The organism is Secundilactobacillus hailunensis (genome assembly GCF_005405185.1).
GTDB lineage: Bacteria > Bacillota > Bacilli > Lactobacillales > Lactobacillaceae > Secundilactobacillus > Secundilactobacillus hailunensis.
Map to the genome: position 1 here is coordinate 1 of NZ_BJDO01000018.1, position 19,051 is coordinate 19,051.

The window sequence follows — 19,051 nt, forward strand, 5'->3', positions numbered from 1 at the left end:
ATGTCATCAAGGTTCATAGCAATTTAATTCAAGGAAAAAGTGGGCTTAGAATAGATTAGTGAACTGCCTGAGCTATATTACGAAACTAGCACTACGCGTTACTTTAGTCTTTTTTATACAAATTAAGCTTTTAACTGTTCCGTATCGATCAACGTATAGGTGCCCGCATTAAATTGTGGCGTCCAGTAATCCACTTCGGGGAAAAAAAGTTGATTGATAATGCGCAGTGTCCCCCGATGTGCAACGATGAGCACAGCTTGTTGACTTTGATCATTGATAATTGGCTTGACAGTTTCAATCACCCGCTGTTTAAACGCCATAAATCCTTCTGCCTGCGTTGGCACGACCTTAAAGGGACTATCTAGCCAGGCTTGCCACTTAACCGGGAATTGCGCCTGAATTTCATTAGCATTCAGGCCTTCCCAAGCACCAAAGTCCATCTCGTTAAGCCCCGGTCTTCGAATCACCGGAACCGGCGCGTGCTGGCTTAAAATAATCGTTGCCGTTTCTAGCGATCGTTTCAGACCGCTGATATAAACGGTAGTAAATTGCTTATCAGCCAGCTGCTGAGCAACTGAGCGTGCCTGTTTAATTCCCGTATCATCTATTGAAACGTCCAAGGACCCATAGAATTTTCTTTCACGATTAAGGGTCGTTTCACCATGTCGTGTTAAATATAATTTCATCCGAATAGCCCCTGACACTTCAGCTGCAGACCGGCATACACCAGTAAAAAGATTGCTTGACTGAGTTCGGCGTAACAACCGACCGTGTCCCCGGTCAGGCCGCTGAAAAGCTTATAGAAAAAGTGACGGTACCCAACCGAAACGATGATCACTGCAGCGTAGCTCACAATGCCACTTAAACCAAGCAGCCAGCCGATGAGCAGCAACGCAATCACTTGGTTGACGATCAGTCGCCAAGTTTTAATGCCTTCCCAGATACTAGCGAGCCCACCGCTTTTCCCCGCATAGTGCATGTGGAAGAAAAGCAGTGAGATCCCGCATTTAGTCAGCATCACACAGATAATGGCTAATTTGGTAATGGCTAAAACATTGGGCTGATGGTTAATGATCGTCAGCCCAGCGCCAATGACGATCAAATAAAAGTAAACCAGCGCTAAGCTTCCCATGGTACCCAGCCGGCTATCCTTCATAATGGCCCGCATCTTATCCACCCGACGCGATGAAAACAGCGCGTCTGCGGTGTCCGCTAAGGCATCCAAGTGAAAGCCGCCAGTGATCAGACCGTCACCAATCCAAAAGAGCACCCAAGCGAACCACAATGGAAAGATCTGGGCCCACACAAAGAACAGTGCGCCTTCAAGCAGCCCCAGTAACGCGCCAAAAATAGAAAAAAACTGCATATTATTTTTAAACTGGTCACCAGGATTGTTAATCTCTACCGGAATTGGCAGTCGGGTAAAAAATTGCGCGTACAGTATTAATGCCTTGATCATAGAATAATCCCAGCTTTTTTAAATAGTTAATTAGGCTTTCAAATCAGTGACGTAGCCGGCATCGGAAAAGGCGTGAACAAACGCCTGACTGCCGCTTTTCTTAACGCCCACTAGGACGACCGTAGCTGGCCCAGCCGATTGGCGATAATAAGCATCCGCTAAGGCTTCTCGATCATAATTTAGTAGCTGATTTGTCTGCGCCATTTGGCCAACCTCGTAGGCAATGCCCTTGGAGCCCACCGGTAGCATATCAACCACGGCTGGCTGTTGGCGAATCCGCCGTACCTCATCGTATGAAATCAACGTTGCCAAGCTCGTTAAGCCAACGCGGGGTTCACCAAACCGATAGACACTTATAGCGCCATCAGTCTGGTGAGCAACATGTTCATTTTGCGCAATCGCGGTAATCCCCACCGACGTGGTTAACGTCGCCATGTTGTCCTCGGTACTGCCGTTTAACGGTACGTCCGCCAGACCGGCTGAAGTCAGCTCCGTCTTCAACGCTTGAATCACCTGAAGACCGGTTGGATCCATCTCATTACCTAAGGTATCCACCACGCAAAGCAGTTTAGCACCAAAGCAAATCAGTTCCAGTAGCACCACTCGTAGCGAGCCGGCAGCCACAACGTTAATCGGTGACACCACAGCATCGTCTTGCTTGACGCCAATCCCAGCACTGACATCACAGGCGATCACTAAGGCATCACCTGAGGGTAAATCAATGAGTGTTAAATCTCGGAAACTTTCCATTCCGCTCACCACTTTAAAAAACTAATTCATCTCTGATTGTTTTTCATCCAGGTACATCTGATGCAGTGACTGAACCAGCACACCTTGCCGTTTGACCGGGCAAAATACCTGGTTACCATCAGCCTGTATCACGTTGAGTGTACTTGGCCCCAGAGTATAGTAGCGCCGCACGTCAAAGTTTTGCGGTCGTTTTTGCATGATCTGCGTCAACCGCTGATAACTAGATGGGCTGGTCACTAGCACCCGGGTAATCCGATGCTGACCGATCAAAGCCATCACCTGTGCCATCAGGTCAGCATTCCATTCATTTCGATATACCTGAACCGTCTGAATGTCGGGAAAGCGCGTCAGCAAATTATGCTTCACGCTTAAATTACCCCTTAGCCAAACCACGTCATGACCGGATACCTGTGCCAATAGTGGTTGTAAGCCAGCCTGATTTTCAGTTTCAGCAACCCTGACCCGGTCAAAATGATGCTGTTTTAATTGGCCAGCCATCTTTTGACTTAGTACCAAAACGGTGCCGGTTATCGCATTCGCCGGGAATTGATCCAATAGACATTTCAACCCAAACGGACTGGTAACCACGACGTATGGGACGTGTTCGATCAGCTGTTGAGCTTCACTTGAAATTGTAACCGCCTGCAGATGACGCAGTGGCACATATAGTGGCCGCGTCACTTGAGCGAGCTCACGTCGCGTCGCCTCTGGTACTCTTTCTTCAGGATAAGTAATTAAAAAAGCCAACTTAACAACTCTCCTCTCCAGAAGATCACTTCAAACGTTGCGGTAACCCGCTGATCACAAAATAGACGCTGTCAGCAGCCTGTGCCAGCCACTGATTGACCTGACCATAAAGATCGCGGAGCACTCGCGTCTGCTTAGTCGCAGGCACGATGCCCAAGCCCACTTCGTTGGTGACAATGATCATGTTTTGATCCGTTTTTCGAAGTGCTACAACGATGTGCTGCCACTCCGCTTGCATCCGCGTGGTCACTGCGTTTAAGTCATCACGACTGAGCGATTCAATTAAGGCATCCAGTTCAACGTGCTGCTGTTTGGCCCGTGCCAACATATCATCATAGAACAGATTCGTGATCAGCATCGTTGCATCATCCAGTAAGAACCCATCGAAGTGATGTGCCGTGATAAAACCTGCCACATCACGGTAGCGTTCCTCTGTGTGCCAAGTATCTGGCCGGCGTTTTTGATGCGTCATAATACGTAGCTTCATTTCCGGATCGGGACGTTTCATCACACCGGTTGCCAAGTAGCAGATATGCTGACTCCTCGATAATTGCTTTTCGGCAAAGACCGACTTGCCGCTTTTAGCGCCACCCGTAACGACCATTAGCTGTGACATTTGTGAACCCCCTCTTAAATCCGTTTAGCCTTGTTTTTGGACCGCATCAAAAGCGTTGTTGAAGGCCTGAATCGTTTTATCAATTTCAACATCGGTATGCTTGCTGGACATGAAGTTCGTTTCAAACTGTGATGGTGCGGTGTAGATACCTTGTTGCAGCAACTGCTTGAAGAACTTAGCAAAGTAGTCGGTATCACTGGCTTTAACGTCATCAAAGTTATTGACTGGACCAGCGTTGAAGAAGTAGCTCCACATCGTCCCTACGCAATGAACGGTCATTGGTACCCCGTGATCATCCGCAGCCTGCTTAATGCCGGCCATCAAGCGTTTCGTGTTCGCCGTCATCTTAGTGTAAAGGCCTTCTGATAGCTGGTTCAGCGTGCTAAGTCCACCAGTCATCGCTAATGGGTTCCCTGACAACGTCCCAGCGTGGTAGATTTTACCGGCTGGGGTAATGTTTTCCATGAGGTCTCGGCGACCGCCAAAGACCCCAACGGGCAGTCCACCACCAACAACTTTACCCAAAGTCGTCAAGTCTGGTTTAATATGGTACAAACTCTGAGCACCATGGTAAGCAGCCCGGAAGCCGGACATCACTTCATCAAAGATCAAAAGTGAGCCAGATTTGGTGGTTTCATCTCTTAACGTCTGCAGGAATTCTTGGGTCCCTGGAATGACACCCATGTTCCCAGCAATGGGTTCAACGATCACACAGGCGATTTCTGAACCATGTTCCTTGAAGAGTGATTTAACCCCTTCAACGTCATTGTAAGCCACCGTTAAGGTATCGTAAGCCAAGGCATTCGGGACACCTGGCGACGTATTGATGTCAAAAGTCGCCATCCCAGAACCAGCATCCACTAGTAGTGAATCACTGTGACCGTGATAGTTCCCAATAAACTTGACAATCTTATCACGCTTCGTCACACCACGTGCTAAGCGAATCGCACTCATCGTGGCTTCAGTCCCAGAAGAAACCATCCGCATCTCTTCCAATGAAGGCACAATGGACTGAATCTTCTCGGCTAGTTCCGTTTCCAGCTCGGTTGGGGCACCATAACTGGTTCCGCGAGTGGTGGCGTCCTGTAAGTCCGCAACCACCTTGTCGTCAGCGTGACCTAAAATCAATGGTCCCCAAGACAGCACGTAGTCAATGTACTTATTGTGATCAATATCTTCAATGTAAGCACCCTTGCCCTTGGCGATGAACAGTGGGTCACCGCCGACATTCTTAAAGGCACGAACTGGGCTGTTGACACCACCCGGCATATATTTATTGGCTTCTGCAAAAGCCCGTTTGGAATTACTAAAATCTTTCACGTTTTTTTCCTCCAGCTAGTTCATTCGTTTAGCAACATCTTTGGCAAAGTAAGTAATAATCAGATCAGAGCCGGCACGCTTCAGGCCAACCAAAATTTCATTAACGATCTTTTCTTCGTCGATCCAGCCGTTTTGAGCTGCAGCCTTGACCATGGCATATTCACCGGAAACGTTGTAAGAAACTAATGGCAAATTAGTTGAGTTACGCACATCGCGAATAATATCAGAAAAGGCCATACCGGGCTTAACCATTACGAAGTCAGCACCCTCTTTTTCGTCACTGGCAACTTCACGCAAGGCCTCCAAGCGGTTAGCAGGATCCATCTGATAGCCCTTCCGATCACCAAAGGTTGGGGCACCATCCGCTGCGTCTCTGAATGGACCGTAGAAGCTAGAAGCATATTTAACCGCGTACGACATGATCGGCAGCGTCTTAAAGCCGGCTTTATCCAAGCCTTGGCGAATAGCAGCCACGAAACCGTCCATGGCGTTAGAAGGTGCGATAATATCAGCACCGGCCTTAGCTTGGCTAACCGCCGTCTTGGTCAGGTATTCAAGTGACTCATCGTTGATGACTTCGCCATCGCGAACAATACCGCAGTGACCAGTAGACGTGTATTCACACATGCAGGTATCGGCGATCACGATTAAATCTGGATAAGCCGCCTTGATCTTGCGGATGGCTTGTTGCACGATGCCATCGTCTTCCCAGGCACCGGTACCTTCGTCATCCTTGTGATCCGGAATACCGAAGATAATGATCGATTGAATGCCGAGGTCAACAATCGTTTTCACTTCGTCCAAGATCGTGTTTAGACTGAAGCGGTAAACGCCGGGCATAGACTTAATTTCTTCCTTGTCCGTAATGGTGGCATCAACGAAGACTGGCATGATCAAATCGGATTTCTCCAAGTGGGTCTCACGTACCAGATCCCGCATTGCTGCACTGCTTCTTAAACGACGGTGACGATCAAAAGTTAACATAGTTATATATCCTCTTTCTGAAAAATTATTTGATTAAATCTAAAGCGCCTTCATCAATTAACGTTTGCGCTACCTGTGATCCAACCGGACCGTCGATAACACCTTGCTGAGCCTTTTTAAACAGCTTGTGGCCGTTGGTCGAAGCCACTAAACCGGTAAACTGAATCTTCGCATCGGCCTCATAAGCGTAACTGCCGATGGGGTAGTTGCAGCTGCCGCCCAGCTTGCGCAGGAAGGCTCTTTCTACCGTAACACACTCGCGGGTCTGCTGATCATCAATTGTTGCCAATAAGGCTCTGGTGTCCGCATCCGCTTGACGGCATTCGATCGCAATGGCACCTTGACCAGCAGCCGGCAGGATCGTTTCCTTCAAACTCAATTGATAGAAGTCCGACAGGTCAACCCCTAACCGGTTAAGCCCGGCTTCAGCTAGGACCACACCGTTCAAATGCTCAGTTGCAATCTTCTTGAGCCGAGTATCGACGTTACCCCGAATTGGCACGATCTCTAGGTCCGGTCGCAAGTAGAGTAACTGCCCCTGCCGTCTCGAACTGTTCGTCCCGATCCGGGCGCCCTTTGGCAAGTCGTCCAAACTTTGATAGGGCTGCGCAGAAACCAGACAATCATACGGTGATTCCCGTTCTGGATAGGCACTGATCATCAGCCCATCTGGTAAGACGGGTGTAACATCCTTTAGGCTATGAACCGCAAAATCGATTTTTTGATCGATCATTTCCTGTTCAATTTCCTTAATGAAAACACCCTTACCAGCGATTTTTTGCAGACTGTCCTTGAGATTCCGGTCGCCTTCCGTCACGATTTTCTTAACCGAAAAGGAAGCTTTGGGAAACTTTTTTTTGAGCAGCTGAATCACAATCTGCGTTTGCCGCATCGCCAGTTTGCTTTGCCGCGTACCAACGATAAAATCAGTCTTCATGGACGCCAGCCTCCTCTTTTTTCTTCTCAACTTTTTTCTTCTCAACCGCCTTTAGCCCAAAGATCTGGCAGAAAAACGCCAGATCAACCTGGGCATCTTCCTGTGCGGAGAGTTCTTTCACTTCTTTGATGGGTTCTTTGATCATTTGGTTGATAATACTCTTCATATGCTTACTGATCACTTTACGTTGGTGGGCGTCCAGTTCCGGCAACTTATGCAGCAGACTGTCATAGACCTGTTTTTCGGTCGTCAGCGCTGATTCACGCAACTGTCGAATGACTGGCACCACGTTAAGCTGCCGCTGCCAAGCGTAAAAATCAGTCACTTCATTAGGCACGTGACTCGCCATTTGCCGCAACATTTGCTGGGTCAGCGCGTGATTGCTGGAAATGATCTCTGAGAGATGATCGATGTCGTAGTAATCAACGTTAACGGATAATTTCTTCGACGCCACGTTTCGTGGTACACCCAGGTCAGCAATGATCTGTAGACGGGCATCACTGAGATCACCGTCTTGCAGTAACGGCTGTTTAGCAGATGTTGCCATGATCACGGCATCCGCCTGGTTCACCGTCTCCTGCAGCGTTTGCCACGGCTGCATCTGAACGTTATCTTCGTACTGCTTAGCCAGTTCTGCAGCTTTTTCGTTGGTCCGATTCAAAATAATGATCTGCTTAAATTTCATCGTGCTGGCGTTTTTCAAAACGTGCTGACCCATTTGACCCATGCCGACAATAACCAACGTTTTATCTTCTAAGGCCTGCAGTTTAATTTTAATCTGGTGCAAAGCGGTCTGACCGGACGTTTTCGACAGTTCACTGACCCGGTATTGCGTATGCATCTTCTTGGAAAACGAAATGGCCTGCTGGAATAGGTGATCTAAAATCACACCCGTTGTGTGGAAGCTCTGTGCCGCAAAAAAGGCCTGTTTAACTTGGCCCAAGATTTGGGGTTCACCCCGATCAAGTGATTCCAGACCAGTTGATACCCGCATCAAATGCGCAACGGCGTCTTCTTTTAAGTCGATCACTGCCCAATCACTGATCTGATCGAGATCAATATGAAACCAGTTAGCTAAGAAGCGCTTAATGTAATAGCGACCGGTATGGATCTGGTCAACGACCGCGTACACTTCCGTTCGGTTACAAGTTGACAGAATAACTTCTTCCAGAATACTTTTTTCTGAGCTCAGTAATTTATTCGCTTTTTCAAGCTCTTTTTTGCTGAACACCAGCTGCTCCCTAACATCAATGGGTAGCTGCTGGTAGTTCAGGCTCACGCATACGACGTACATACTAACTTTCCTTTCCGTTAAACCAATCGTTTTGGTTTAGCCATTCTTTTAATTTGTTTTTGATGAGTTTAGCCTTTGAAGGTGAAGCGCCCTTGGTCGATACCGTTAGCAGCAAGTCTGGCGACTCCACTCTAGCAACGTTATAAAAGTTCGACCGCGATTTATCACTGGCATCATTGACCAGTTGAAAGTGCGTGGTGGCTGCCACCACCATCCGGTTAACGGCGCTATCTGACGTACAGATAATGATCATGTCCATCTCTTTGATGTCGGCCGGCTCAAACTTCTTGGCCTTCCAAGTCACAGCGTTCTGGTCAATGGCGGCATCAATTTGCGGGCTGATCACCGTTACGTTAGCGTGGGCCGCCAACAAACCCTTGACCTTACGGACTGCCACGTGGCCGCCACCGATGACTGCCACCTGTTTTTTAGATAAGTCGATCACCACCGGATAGGGGTGTTCCATTGCGCTCACTTCCTTACATCAGAATCAGAATCAGAATCTGCGATAATTTGCTGAATCTTTTGCATATCAACGTGCTGCTTGAAAACCTTAGCTAATTTCTCGTACTGCTGTTCCTTGTATTCCGCCATTGATTGATGAACCTCCGTCAGCGACTTCAGCCCCTTTTTATGGCGTAGCTGATCTAACAGCTGCCGGGCCCACACGGTGTTGTCAAAAATGCCGTGCAGATAAGTTCCCCAAACACTGCCATCTGCGTTAATAGCGCCATCTTCACGTTCAGTCGCCTGACCGTTGTTTTCAGTGATTACGGAAAATGGCTTGGCCTGACTGCCTAACGTGGTCTCACCCATATGGATCTCATAGCCATATAACACTTGATCATGGCGTTTAGCCACCGCTTGAGTCGTGGTTTTTTCTTGAGTAAAGACCGTCTTGGTATCCAGTAAATTCAGTCCTGACTGAACTTTCCGGTTAGATTCAACGTGGTGTTTATCGACCATTTCAGTACCCAGCATCTGATAACCGCCACAGATACCGACGATTTGCGTTCCTGCTTCGTGCAATTTTTGAATGGCTTCCACAAAACCGTGGCCTTTCAGATAGGCCATATCCTCATTGGTGTTCTTGCTGCCGGGTATGATCAATAGGTCTGGCTTCCCCAGTTCACTGGTGTTGAGAACATACCGCACCGAAACGTCCGGCTGAATCTCCAAACTATGAAAATCAGTAAAGTTGGACAATTTTTGTAACGCTAGCACGGCAACATCGAGGTCCTTGGTGTCATCTTTGACCCGCGATTTCCGCTCCAGTGCCACACTGTCCTCTTCATCCAGGTCAATGGTCGTCATCGGCAGAACGCCGATCACTGGCACACCGGTCAATTTTTCAATCATTTGATTGCCCGACTCCAGCAGCGATTCATCGCCACGGAACTTATTGATAATGATACCCTTGACCCGTTTCTGGTCTTCCGGCGGCAACAGTTTAATTGTACCGTAAATAGCAGCAAAGACGCCACCCTTATCGATATCAGCAACTAAAATAACTGGACTGTTTGACATTCTGGCCATACCCATATTGACGAGATCTTGGTCATTCAGATTAATTTCAGCGGGACTGCCGGCACCTTCCAGCACCATGACATCGTTTTCCGCTGCCAGATCATCATAAACCGCCTTCACTTTGTCTTTGAGCTGTGGCTTAAAGTTTTGATACTCGACTGCACTCATGTTTTTTAGAACGCGGCCCATAAAGACCACCTGAGATTCAGAATCAGTCGATGGCTTCAGCAATAGCGGGTTCATCCGCACGTCTGGCGCGACACCAGCCGCTTCAGCCTGAAAGACCTGCGCCCGGCCCATTTCCTTACCATCGTCAGTGATGTAAGAATTTAACGCCATGTTTTGTGATTTAAACGGCGCCACCTTTAAGCCCTGCTGTTTTAATATTCGGCAAAGTCCAGCAACGTTCCAGCTTTTACCAGAATCCGAAGCGGTTCCCTGAAACATAATCGATTTTGCACACATATCCGTACCTCCCATAACGCGAAATTCGCAGAGTGATCTGCTTCATTATGTAATGGCCAATACCCATAGCTACAGCTACGAGCACTGGTACGCCGCCTATTCCAACTTCGCTAATTTAGCTCTTAAAGCCTTGTCAGCAAACAGTTCTTCTTCATTGGAATAGAGCGGTAAATGCAGTTTTTGATGAACTTTAACCAGCCATGGCTGATCAAGCTTCGTCTCCAACAGCATTTTTTCATCGTCAAAGACGGTTTCTTTTTTACCTGATTTCACGAACTGACCATCTCGTAAAATGTAGAAGTAATCACAGACCTCATACATAAAGTCAATGTCATGACTCGAGAGAATAATCTTTTGACCACGGCTGACTAGATGCTTGATCAATTCGACCATGCGCCGTTTACCATCTGGATCAAGACCTGCAGTCGGCTCATCTAACAACAGCCATTCCGAGTTTAAAACTAAAATACCGGCAATGGCGACCCGCTTTTTTTGACCGCCACTGAGATATTGAATCGGCCGGTCTTTTAGTTCGCTAATATCGAGTTCCCTCAAGATCGTATTCACTCGGCGCTTGATCTCATCTTCAGGCACGTTTAGATTATGCAAAGCAAAGGCCACATCGTCTTTAACAATCGAGTAAAAGATCTGCTGGTCAGAGTTTTGAAAGACGATCCCAATTTTTTGGCGTAGCTGATTCAAACCTTTTTTGGAATAGTTGATTGGCTGATCATCTACCAGGATTTGACCGCCAGTGGGTTTTAACATTCCCACCAGGTTCAAAAACAGGGTCGATTTACCAGTCCCATTTGGCCCGATAACACCTACAACATTGGAACCTGTCTCACCGAATTTAGCTGAAATATCCTTTAAGATCGGATGATTTTTTTCATACGCAAAATCAAGGTGTTTGAGTTCAATCATCAGCTAATCATCCTCTCCAACTTTAAATTCGCCATCGTACAGCTTCGCATCCAGCGCATACACCATTTGTTGGTAATCGATCATGACTTGCTCAAACAGCATTTTGACTAACACGCCTACTGAATGCATGGATAAACGAAAGGTGCGGTAACCCAAGCGTAATTTTTGCGCCCGATAGATCTGTTCGCAGGCTTCAACAAAGATAAAAATAAACCGGTACATCAGCATGACCTCTTCGATCATCAATGATGGCATATGAATGGCCTTGAGGGTCAAAATAATCTGCTGGAACGGTGTGGTTAGGGCAAACCAGTACGTGCAGACAACCGCTGTGGATACTTGTACACCCAGTCGCAGCCCTTTAGGCAGCATCACTTTGGAAATACCAAAGTAATTACCAAATAGATGAATTGGATAATAGATCTGATTGGCCTTGGGTGCCATGGTGAACACAATGCCAATAATACTCAGCAAGAGGAAGGGCAATATCGCGTAGAACCAATGCAGATAAACTCGCCCAGACATTTTCGTCACGTAGAGGGTATGCCAGACGACTACCACGATCAAAACCAGCTTGATCGGAATAATTGGTTGAAAGGCTAAAATAATACCAAGTAGCCAAAGCAGCCCCTTTAATTTGGGTGACCACTTAACGATTCGATTTGAATAAGCATACTTATCAATCACTAACATTTTATCACCCTAATCTTAACGACCATTAGCTGCACTAGTTTCAGTATGCGCTTTACCAGCTTCATTTTGAGCGTGGATCTGACGTTCACGCTCTTTTTTACGTCCATGTGCACTGCCCAGAATATAGGCAATCACACCGGTACCAAGACTGCCTTGAACCGTGAACAGCAAACTTTCAATTTCGGCTGACGGCGGTGTCCATAGCGGATGGGCCCAGACTTTATAATGCGGATCATTCTTTTTGATTTGGGCAGTTCCTTCATCATCGCTACCAGCAAATGAACCGCCCTTAGCAACGAAGAATGGCGTTATGACAAGCACCAAGACTATCAACAACATAATCAGATTTTGTTTAGTCTTTTTTTTCATCCTAGCGCTGACTCCTTCCAAAGGTTGTTACTGATAACCAAGTTGTAGACGATAACGGTCAAGAAACCTTCTGCAATGGCCAATGGAATTTGGGTTATTGCGTAGATGCTTAAGAACTTGATCACCGCACCACCGACACCGTTGGTCGGGTCAGGGAAGACAACTGCTAACTGAAATGACGTGGTCACATACGTTGACCAATCAGCGAGTACCGCGCATAGGAATAAGGAAACTGAACGGTTCACCTTAAATGCCCGGCAGATCTTATAAACAGCAAAGCCAACAAATGGACCGACGATCGTCATTGAAAAACAATTGGCACCAAGGGTCGTTAACCCACCATGCGCCAGCAGCAAAGCTTGGAACAGTAAAATAATTACCCCAAGTACTGACATGACACCTGGTCCAAACATCACGGTGCCTAACCCCACACCAGTTGGATGGGAACACGAACCCGTGACGGAGGGCAGCTTGAGTGATGAAAGAACGAACACGAACGCCCCGCAAAGTGCCAGCATAATTTTGGCATTTTGGGTCGTTGACGTAACGATCTTCTTCATCCGGTATAACCCATAAATGAAGAACGGTGCGCTAACTGCAAACCAGAAGATGCACCATTTTGGCGGTAACATGCCTTCCATAATATGCATTGCGTAGGCATCGCGCGGATACAACGCAAAGAACAGTAATGAAGACAAACCAATAATAGTGCTGACCTTTGGTACCATATGTTTTTTAAAGACTTTTTTCATTTGTTTCACCCCATCTGATGTTAATCAAAATTGGTATTTTTTCTTCAATATCAACGTTGAAAAGTAAGGCAATTTGGTTTCTTTGGTCAGCTCAGCCACCTTAAACGATTGCTGATTGGCCATTGAAGCATTTGAAATCACAATTGCCTGACCCAATAATTTTTTTGATGCGAGCAACCCAAAGATTTCTGACCAATGCGTCGCCACTTTCATGAGGACCACATTGTCATTGATGTCGACTGCTTTTTCAATCAGCGACATATCCGCGGTTGCAGGAATAACTTCTAAAAGTTCGTCATCTAACACTAACGGGATTGATGTAGCTGCAGCAATCTGCTGAAACGATGAGATACCGGCAATCGTTTCTACTGGAATCTGATGATCGATCAAATCAAGCAAATAACTGTATGTGCTGTACACTGATGGATCTCCCAACGTAATAAAACCAACATTATGACCGGCTTTAACATCATCAATAATTTCCGAAACAATCACTTTCCAGCTTTTTTCCTTTTCGGTTAAATCCAAAGTCATTGGAAAATGGCGTCTCTTAATCACAAGGTCCGCCTTAAAGTACGGCGAGGCAATCTTCTCAGCCACACTTCGCTGACCCTTGTGCGCAAATGGCGTATAAATGATATCAAGGCTCTGTAGCGCCTTTACAGCCTTCATTGTTAGCAGTTCACTATCTCCAGGTCCCACCCCAATTCCATATAGTTTAGTCATCTGCTATCACTTCCTCTCAGCATTTTTTAGATGTTCAATAAACATATTTTGAATCGTCGGGTATGCGCCCATGCCCTGTAACTTGGCAGAAACACTGAAACCAGCTTGTTCCAGCTGCGATTGCCAGGAACCGGGACGCTCAGACGCCATGTCGCGATGGGCGTGATTACCGGCGACTAACATAAACGGGTGCAAGATCACTTTTTTGGCCCCGTCTTGCTTCAACCGGCCAATTTCAAACTGAATGTCAGGATAGCTTTCAACGGCGCCCATGTAGTGCTGACTGCCCATTAACATGTGGTCTAAACAAGCATAGGCGGTAAAGCTGGAATGCGCGGTACCGTGCCCCATAAACAGGACAGCTTCATCAGCTGATTGCGGCTGAACGACATCCTTTAGAAAAGCAACTACCCGCTGATAATCCTCAAAACTCGTTAGCAGCGGTTTCCCCACGGTGACCTGCTTAAATTGACTAGCCACTTTATCCACTTGATCCAGCAATTGGTTATATTCGATGCCTGGAATCAGGTGCAGCGATTGAACCAGTAACGTGTCATAGCCGGCTGCAATAATCTTGGCCAGTGCTTCCTTGGGGGTATCAATTGCGATCCCCTCATTTTTTTTGATCCGCGAGATCACGATCTTAGACGTAAACGCGCGGAAGAAATCGGCGTCTGGGAACGACTTTTTAAAGGCATTTTCTGTTGCTTCGATTGTTTCCTGACGCGTTTGCGGATAAGTTGTTCCGAAACTAACGATCAATAACGCTGTTCGACTCATCATCCAAAACCCCTTTTAACTTAGCGATAATTTCTTCGGGTTCAGCTGACGTCAGCTGAACCTTTTGCATCCCGTTTTGCTGGCATTGCTTGAGCACGTGACGGCCCATGGCAAGACATGGCAACGTCACTAACTGCTTTTTAGCTTCATCCGAAATACCGGCAAATAAATCTTGAACCGCCAGCGAACTCGGGAAGACCACACCATGGAAATCATTAAGATCAATCTCGTGGGTCACCGGTACCCGTTTATAGGTCACGATTTGCGTTTCATTTTCCGCAAATTTTTCACGGGCAAGCTGATTGGCTTCACCAATAACAATGATGGCGTCGGCCTTAGGCAATTGATTCCTAACGATCAAACCATCGGTAATGATGCCCAGCTGGCGAATCCGGCTTTGAGCAACGGTGTTGGTAACCAGTAGCCGCCACTTGTTTAACCGCCGTGAATCAATGTTATGGGCCAGTAAAACATCCAAGAAGACCTTAAACGCTTCTGCGTCTTCGATCACCAACGTCTCTGGTTTATCTAAGTCTGGAATATCAAAGGGCAATGGCTGTTTAGTGGACCGCTCAAAGTAGTCCACACTAGCGCCCTGATCCTTTAATAGTTCTGATAACTTAGAGTTGACCTTATACGGGATCAAGATGTGCTTACCGGATAATGGCAGACGCACGTTCAGCTCATCTCTCAGCTTCACGACTTCACCTACCACGATCAGTGCCGGCGCCCCAATTTGCGCTTGATTAGCAATTTCAACAATGTTACTCAAATTCCCCGTGACGGTTCGTTGCTGCCAGCGGGTCGCCCACTGAATAATAGCAACGGCTGAATCGGCAGGACGGCCGTTTTTAACAAGTTCGTCCACGATCACTGGTAGCTGCTTCATCCCCATTAAGAAGACTAAAGTGCCTTCCTGCTGAGCGACGTTTGCCCAATCTAACTGGCGGCCATTCGCCTTACGATGGCCCGTAATGATGTGAAAACTAGATGCCATATCACGGTGGGTAATGGGAATGCCCGCGGCAGCTAATCCGGCAATGGCACTGGTGATTCCTGGTACAACCTCATAGTCAATGTGGTGGGCGCACAAATACTGGGCTTCTTCACCGCCACGGCCAAAGACGTAGGGATCGCCGGCTTTAAGCCGGACTACTCGCTTACCCTGAGTCGCCAGTTCAACCAGCAGTTCATTGATCTTATACTGACTGAATTTATGGTGGTTCGGCATTTTACCCACGTCGACTTTATCGGCGCTGGACATCATAAACAATGAAGGATTGACCAGCCGATCATAAACGATCACATCGGCTTCCAGCAACCGTCTGCGGCCTAACACCGTTAACAGTTCTGGATCACCGGGTCCGGCCCCGACTAATGAAACAAATCCACTCATCTTAAGCCCTCCAATTCCTTGTCAAGCGCGGCAATCTCCGTTACCTTTTTCGGGTAGCTGATCTCTGGCCGCTTGATCACGACACAGGGAATGTTTAATTGCCGGCAGGCTTGAATTTTTTCCTGAACACCGCCCTGCTTGCCGCTTTCCTTGGTCACGACAGCAACTGCCTGGGCGTGTTTAAAGAGTTCAACGTTCAATTCAACTGAAAACGGTCCCTGAATGGCATCAATCTGGTTGGCTTGATACCCGGCCTCCGTCAGCAATTTCATAACCCGTTCCGTTGGTAAGACCCGGACATGCAGCCGACTGACATCGAGTCTTTCAGCGTACTCCGGTGCGGTCTTACTGCCCGTTGACAGATAGATATTCCCTTGAAATTTCAATAAGTATTGACAGGCTTCTGCGGTTGACCGAACTAATTTGAGCCCCTCTTCTTGACCTAGAAGACCAGTTCGTTCGTATCTAATGTATGGAATACCCTCTTTTTTGGCCGCTTCGATCACGGTCTGAGAAATGACCCGCGCAAACGGATGGGTCGCGTCTACGATAACGTTGATGTGATTTTCAACAAAGAAGTGATGAAACGTTTCTGGTGTTAACGTTTGTTTGCAAACGTTTTGGGCATGCTTTAAAGCCAATTCGGCACCGTAATCAGTTGTAACGGATAAAACGAATTGGTAGTGATGGGCATTTAAATCATCCGCAACCGCTAAACTTTCACTTGTGCCTCCGAGAAGCAAGATCATAGTGTATATCCCCTTGGTGTAATCATGTGACCATCCGCAACGTAAGTGTTCTTGTTACCAACGATGACGATTGATGTCATATTGATCTCAGTTTCATCCAGATCCTTAATGGTCGTGGTCTTGATAATTTCACGTTTTCTGGCAACGTCTTTACCAATGCCGACCACTGTGTTTTCATCCTTGTATTTCAGCATAATGTCGAGGGCTTCGCGCAAGTTATTTGGGCGGCCTTTACTGCGTGGATTATAGAGACAAATCACGAAATCAGCCTTAGCAGCAGCGTCAACCCGCTCCTTAATGACATCCCAAGGGGTCATTAAGTCGCTTAAACTAATGTGGCAAAAATCGTTCATCAAGGGTGCACCCAAGGCGGCAGCAGCACCGATACTTGCGGTCACTCCTGGTACGACCTTCACGTCAATGTGGACGTCTTCCTTAGCCGCTAACTCTAAGACTAGGCCGGCCATCCCATAGATACCGGCATCACCACTGGAAATAATGGCAACGTCTTCACCAGTCTGCGCAATTTCAATGGCCTTCTTAGACCGTTCGATTTCACCGCGCATCCCGGTAACCACTAACTTCTTGCCCTTAAGCATGTCTTCAACTAAATGAATATAAGTCACGTACCCAACGATCGTATGGGTATTTTTGATGACGTCAATGGCTTCTTGAGTCATTAATGCCTTGGAACCTGGTCCTAAACCAACAATGTATAACATACCGTTAACCCTCAATTTCTATATATTTTGACGACTTAATGCGATGGTAACTTCATGTGTTGAGAAGCGCGGTGTCAGGGTTTGTGTCCCAGCCAGTACCTCGGCCGAAGTGTTGGCAACGTTGCCGACCCCCACCGTTTGCTTCACAAACTTAGACTCTGGATAATGATCAGCAACTTTATTCAGCTCCGCAGCTGAATAAAAGGTCGCTGAAATGCCAAGCGTGTCCGCCAAATAATGAATGGCATTTTCATGCTGCTTGCGGTCGATGGAGCTGATCCCGCAAATCGAACGCCAAGACAGCTGATACTGCGTACAAAATTCCGTGAACGCCTGCTGCATCATGTCATAAGACACCGCTTTGCGACAGCCGATACCTAAAACGTTCACCCGTGGGACGACCTGGACACTGTTTACAAATTTATCGGTCAGTGCCTGATCAGAAACGATCACTAACGGCACCTGCGCATCACGCTGACTGAGATCAGCCAAAACGTGGAACCCGCGTAGATCTGAAAGCGTGGTCTTAAAAGCCGGTGCCACGTAAATTTCAACCGGTTCTCCAGCCGCCAGCAAACTATTGATCTGCTTCGTCCGGTATTTAAACTCGGGATAGTAGCCGTGAACCCGTTTCGCTAAATTATCTAGCGCTTGAACGTGCTCGGTATCCGTGGCCGTGGTGATCACCGGATCCGCACCCAGCAGTTTGGCAATCTTTAACGTCCACGCATTGGCACCGCCAACGTGACCGGATAACAGACTGATCACGTGATTGGCCTTTTCGTCAACGACTAGAACGGCCGGATCTTTAGTCTTGTCCACCAACAAGGTAGAAACCGTTCGCACCACGATGCCCGTAGCCATGATGCAAACTACACAGTCCATGGTTCGAAACAGTTCACGAAAGGTCGTTTTAAACCCACCGCGGGCAAATGACCGTTCGTGTGCCTGGGCATACTTTGCCGGTACCACCAACGTCAACTGCTCATTCTTAGCACATAGCTGACGGCCAAGTGCTGAACCGACTTTGGTTAAGGCAATGACCGCCACTGCGCCGTTTTCAGAATCACTTGTCATCCTTGATGCCCTTCCGATACGTGTGGGTAAAGTGGGCGTCGTATAACTTGGAATTGTTATAGTCCTTGCCTAAGAAATCACCCACCATGATCAAAGCCGTTCTGCTGATATTGGCTTCTTTAACCTTTTTAGCAATGTCGGCTAAGGTGCCACGAACAGACTTTTCATCGGCCCAAGTTGCTTTGTAGATCACTGCTGCCGGCGTCGTTTCTTTATAACCGCCTGCCAATAATTCACGAACCACCTTTTGAATCCGCGAGGTGGATAAGAAGATGACCATTGACGTATGGTGGCTGGCTAACGCTTGCAGGTTTTCACCTTCTGGCACTGGTGTCCGACCCGCGATTCGGGTAATAATGACACTTTGGGCAATCTCTGGCACGGTGTATTCAACACCCAGACTGGAAGCGGCACCTAAGAAGGCACTGACACCGGGAACGCATTCAAATTCAATGTTGCGCTTCTTCAGTTCCTCAACTTGTTCACGGATGGAACCGTAGATCGAGAAGTCCCCCGTTTGGAGCCGAACCACTTTTTTATTAGCCTTGATGCCCTTTTCCATGTTTTCAATAATGTCTTGCAGCGTCATGCTGGCACTGTCTAATTTTTCTGCTTCTGGTTTGCAGTAATCCAATAGTTCTGGATTAACTAATGAACCGGCATAGATCACAATGTCGGCATCCGCTAACCGCCGATACCCCTTTAACGTAATTAACTCCTTGTCGCCAGGACCTGCACCTACAAAACTTACAACTGTCATCTCG

At 47.3% G+C, this 19,051-nt stretch carries 22 protein-coding genes; all 22 read right to left on the reverse strand.

The window, feature by feature from the left end; genetic code table 11:
* Positions 1–122 precede the first annotated feature (122 nt).
* Positions 123–686, reverse strand: coding sequence for a histidine phosphatase family protein (locus FFM73_RS06275; protein WP_137630924.1), 564 nt, complete (start codon positions 684–686; stop codon positions 123–125).
* On the reverse strand, positions 683–1,459 hold the full coding sequence (gene cobS, locus FFM73_RS06280) for an adenosylcobinamide-GDP ribazoletransferase (protein WP_137630925.1): 777 nt from the start codon (positions 1,457–1,459) through the stop codon (positions 683–685). Before cobS ends, FFM73_RS06275 begins: the two co-directional genes overlap by 4 nt.
* Positions 1,460–1,489: 30 nt before the next feature.
* The gene (locus FFM73_RS06285; protein ID WP_137630926.1) at positions 1,490–2,209 is read right to left on the reverse strand and encodes a hypothetical protein; all 720 of its coding nucleotides are present in this window, start codon (positions 2,207–2,209) and stop codon (positions 1,490–1,492) included.
* A 21-nt stretch (positions 2,210–2,230) separates the two neighbouring features.
* Positions 2,231–2,956, reverse strand: coding sequence for a uroporphyrinogen-III synthase (locus tag FFM73_RS06290; RefSeq protein WP_171001223.1), 726 nt, complete (start codon positions 2,954–2,956; stop codon positions 2,231–2,233).
* A gap of 25 nt (positions 2,957–2,981) precedes the next feature.
* Positions 2,982–3,572, reverse strand: a complete 591-nt coding sequence (locus tag FFM73_RS06295) for a bifunctional adenosylcobinamide kinase/adenosylcobinamide-phosphate guanylyltransferase (RefSeq protein ID WP_137630928.1) — start codon at positions 3,570–3,572, stop codon at positions 2,982–2,984.
* Between the two features lie 24 nt (positions 3,573–3,596).
* On the reverse strand, positions 3,597–4,892 hold the full coding sequence (hemL, locus tag FFM73_RS06300; protein ID WP_137630929.1) for a glutamate-1-semialdehyde 2,1-aminomutase: 1,296 nt from the start codon (positions 4,890–4,892) through the stop codon (positions 3,597–3,599).
* 15 nt (positions 4,893–4,907) lie between these two features.
* Positions 4,908–5,876, reverse strand: coding sequence for a porphobilinogen synthase (hemB, locus tag FFM73_RS06305; RefSeq protein WP_054656021.1), 969 nt, complete (start codon positions 5,874–5,876; stop codon positions 4,908–4,910).
* 25 nt (positions 5,877–5,901) lie between these two features.
* Positions 5,902–6,813, reverse strand: a complete 912-nt coding sequence (hemC, locus tag FFM73_RS06310; protein WP_137630930.1) for a hydroxymethylbilane synthase — start codon at positions 6,811–6,813, stop codon at positions 5,902–5,904.
* Positions 6,803–8,107, reverse strand: coding sequence for a glutamyl-tRNA reductase (hemA, locus tag FFM73_RS06315; protein ID WP_137630931.1), 1,305 nt, complete (start codon positions 8,105–8,107; stop codon positions 6,803–6,805). Before hemA ends, hemC begins: the two co-directional genes overlap by 11 nt.
* A 1-nt stretch (position 8,108) precedes the next feature.
* On the reverse strand, positions 8,109–8,573 hold the full coding sequence (locus FFM73_RS06320; RefSeq protein WP_137630932.1) for a precorrin-2 dehydrogenase/sirohydrochlorin ferrochelatase family protein: 465 nt from the start codon (positions 8,571–8,573) through the stop codon (positions 8,109–8,111).
* A 5-nt stretch (positions 8,574–8,578) separates the two neighbouring features.
* Positions 8,579–10,099 carry a cobyric acid synthase gene (locus FFM73_RS06325; protein WP_137630933.1) on the reverse strand — a complete coding sequence of 507 codons (1,521 nt, stop codon included), beginning with the start codon at positions 10,097–10,099 and terminating at the stop codon, positions 8,579–8,581.
* Positions 10,100–10,195: 96 nt separating this feature from the next.
* A complete protein-coding gene (locus tag FFM73_RS06330; protein WP_137630934.1) occupies positions 10,196–11,023 on the reverse strand; it encodes an energy-coupling factor ABC transporter ATP-binding protein in 828 nt (275 codons plus the stop codon).
* Positions 11,024–11,026: 3 nt separating this feature from the next.
* Positions 11,027–11,716 (reverse strand): cobalt ECF transporter T component CbiQ, encoded by a 690-nt coding sequence (gene cbiQ, locus FFM73_RS06335; protein WP_137630935.1) that lies wholly within the window; start codon positions 11,714–11,716, stop codon positions 11,027–11,029.
* A 15-nt stretch (positions 11,717–11,731) separates the two neighbouring features.
* On the reverse strand, positions 11,732–12,085 hold the full coding sequence (locus FFM73_RS06340) for an energy-coupling factor ABC transporter substrate-binding protein (protein ID WP_137630936.1): 354 nt from the start codon (positions 12,083–12,085) through the stop codon (positions 11,732–11,734).
* The gene (locus FFM73_RS06345) at positions 12,082–12,837 is read right to left on the reverse strand and encodes an energy-coupling factor ABC transporter permease (protein ID WP_137630937.1); all 756 of its coding nucleotides are present in this window, start codon (positions 12,835–12,837) and stop codon (positions 12,082–12,084) included. The genes FFM73_RS06340 and FFM73_RS06345 overlap by 4 nt, the downstream gene beginning before the upstream one ends.
* Before the next feature lie 24 nt (positions 12,838–12,861).
* The gene (locus FFM73_RS06350; protein ID WP_137630938.1) at positions 12,862–13,563 is read right to left on the reverse strand and encodes a cobalt-factor II C(20)-methyltransferase; all 702 of its coding nucleotides are present in this window, start codon (positions 13,561–13,563) and stop codon (positions 12,862–12,864) included.
* A 6-nt stretch (positions 13,564–13,569) separates the two neighbouring features.
* Entirely contained in the window at positions 13,570–14,343 is a 774-nt protein-coding gene (locus FFM73_RS06355; protein WP_137630969.1) for a sirohydrochlorin cobaltochelatase, read from the reverse strand.
* On the reverse strand, positions 14,315–15,739 hold the full coding sequence (gene cobA, locus FFM73_RS06360) for a uroporphyrinogen-III C-methyltransferase (protein WP_137630939.1): 1,425 nt from the start codon (positions 15,737–15,739) through the stop codon (positions 14,315–14,317). The genes FFM73_RS06355 and cobA overlap by 29 nt, the downstream gene beginning before the upstream one ends.
* Complete coding sequence (gene cobK, locus FFM73_RS06365) at positions 15,736–16,488, reverse strand: precorrin-6A reductase (protein WP_137630940.1); 753 nt, start codon at positions 16,486–16,488, stop codon at positions 15,736–15,738. The genes cobA and cobK overlap by 4 nt, the downstream gene beginning before the upstream one ends.
* Positions 16,485–17,210, reverse strand: a complete 726-nt coding sequence (cobJ, locus tag FFM73_RS06370; protein ID WP_054656030.1) for a precorrin-3B C(17)-methyltransferase — start codon at positions 17,208–17,210, stop codon at positions 16,485–16,487. Before cobJ ends, cobK begins: the two co-directional genes overlap by 4 nt.
* An 18-nt stretch (positions 17,211–17,228) precedes the next feature.
* Complete coding sequence (locus FFM73_RS06375) at positions 17,229–18,287, reverse strand: cobalt-precorrin 5A hydrolase (protein WP_137630941.1); 1,059 nt, start codon at positions 18,285–18,287, stop codon at positions 17,229–17,231.
* The gene (locus FFM73_RS06380; protein WP_137630942.1) at positions 18,277–19,047 is read right to left on the reverse strand and encodes a cobalt-precorrin-4 methyltransferase; all 771 of its coding nucleotides are present in this window, start codon (positions 19,045–19,047) and stop codon (positions 18,277–18,279) included. Before FFM73_RS06380 ends, FFM73_RS06375 begins: the two co-directional genes overlap by 11 nt.
* Between the last annotated feature and the right edge of the window lie 4 nt (positions 19,048–19,051).

What these genes read in the sequence shown, in the direction of transcription:
- cbiQ (WP_137630935.1), bottom strand. Translation starts at nt 11,716, where the DNA reads ATGTTAGTGATTGATAAGTATGCTTATTCAAATCGAATCGTTAAGTGG.
- FFM73_RS06295 (WP_137630928.1), bottom strand. Translation starts at nt 3,572, where the DNA reads ATGTCACAGCTAATGGTCGTTACGGGTGGCGCTAAAAGCGGCAAGTCG.
- hemA (WP_137630931.1), bottom strand. Translation starts at nt 8,107, where the DNA reads ATGTACGTCGTATGCGTGAGCCTGAACTACCAGCAGCTACCCATTGAT.
- cobJ (WP_054656030.1), bottom strand. Translation starts at nt 17,210, where the DNA reads ATGTTATACATTGTTGGTTTAGGACCAGGTTCCAAGGCATTAATGACT.
- FFM73_RS06330 (WP_137630934.1), bottom strand. Translation starts at nt 11,023, where the DNA reads ATGATTGAACTCAAACACCTTGATTTTGCGTATGAAAAAAATCATCCG.
- FFM73_RS06355 (WP_137630969.1), bottom strand. Translation starts at nt 14,343, where the DNA reads ATGAGTCGAACAGCGTTATTGATCGTTAGTTTCGGAACAACTTATCCG.
- FFM73_RS06380 (WP_137630942.1), bottom strand. Translation starts at nt 19,047, where the DNA reads ATGACAGTTGTAAGTTTTGTAGGTGCAGGTCCTGGCGACAAGGAGTTA.
- FFM73_RS06345 (WP_137630937.1), bottom strand. Translation starts at nt 12,837, where the DNA reads ATGAAAAAAGTCTTTAAAAAACATATGGTACCAAAGGTCAGCACTATT.
- cobK (WP_137630940.1), bottom strand. Translation starts at nt 16,488, where the DNA reads ATGATCTTGCTTCTCGGAGGCACAAGTGAAAGTTTAGCGGTTGCGGAT.
- FFM73_RS06285 (WP_137630926.1), bottom strand. Translation starts at nt 2,209, where the DNA reads ATGGAAAGTTTCCGAGATTTAACACTCATTGATTTACCCTCAGGTGAT.
- FFM73_RS06375 (WP_137630941.1), bottom strand. Translation starts at nt 18,287, where the DNA reads ATGACAAGTGATTCTGAAAACGGCGCAGTGGCGGTCATTGCCTTAACC.
- hemC (WP_137630930.1), bottom strand. Translation starts at nt 6,813, where the DNA reads ATGAAGACTGATTTTATCGTTGGTACGCGGCAAAGCAAACTGGCGATG.
- FFM73_RS06275 (WP_137630924.1), bottom strand. Translation starts at nt 686, where the DNA reads ATGAAATTATATTTAACACGACATGGTGAAACGACCCTTAATCGTGAA.
- FFM73_RS06320 (WP_137630932.1), bottom strand. Translation starts at nt 8,573, where the DNA reads ATGGAACACCCCTATCCGGTGGTGATCGACTTATCTAAAAAACAGGTG.
- FFM73_RS06340 (WP_137630936.1), bottom strand. Translation starts at nt 12,085, where the DNA reads ATGAAAAAAAAGACTAAACAAAATCTGATTATGTTGTTGATAGTCTTG.
- cobS (WP_137630925.1), bottom strand. Translation starts at nt 1,459, where the DNA reads ATGATCAAGGCATTAATACTGTACGCGCAATTTTTTACCCGACTGCCA.
- FFM73_RS06325 (WP_137630933.1), bottom strand. Translation starts at nt 10,099, where the DNA reads ATGTGTGCAAAATCGATTATGTTTCAGGGAACCGCTTCGGATTCTGGT.
- hemB (WP_054656021.1), bottom strand. Translation starts at nt 5,876, where the DNA reads ATGTTAACTTTTGATCGTCACCGTCGTTTAAGAAGCAGTGCAGCAATG.
- FFM73_RS06350 (WP_137630938.1), bottom strand. Translation starts at nt 13,563, where the DNA reads ATGACTAAACTATATGGAATTGGGGTGGGACCTGGAGATAGTGAACTG.
- cobA (WP_137630939.1), bottom strand. Translation starts at nt 15,739, where the DNA reads ATGAGTGGATTTGTTTCATTAGTCGGGGCCGGACCCGGTGATCCAGAA.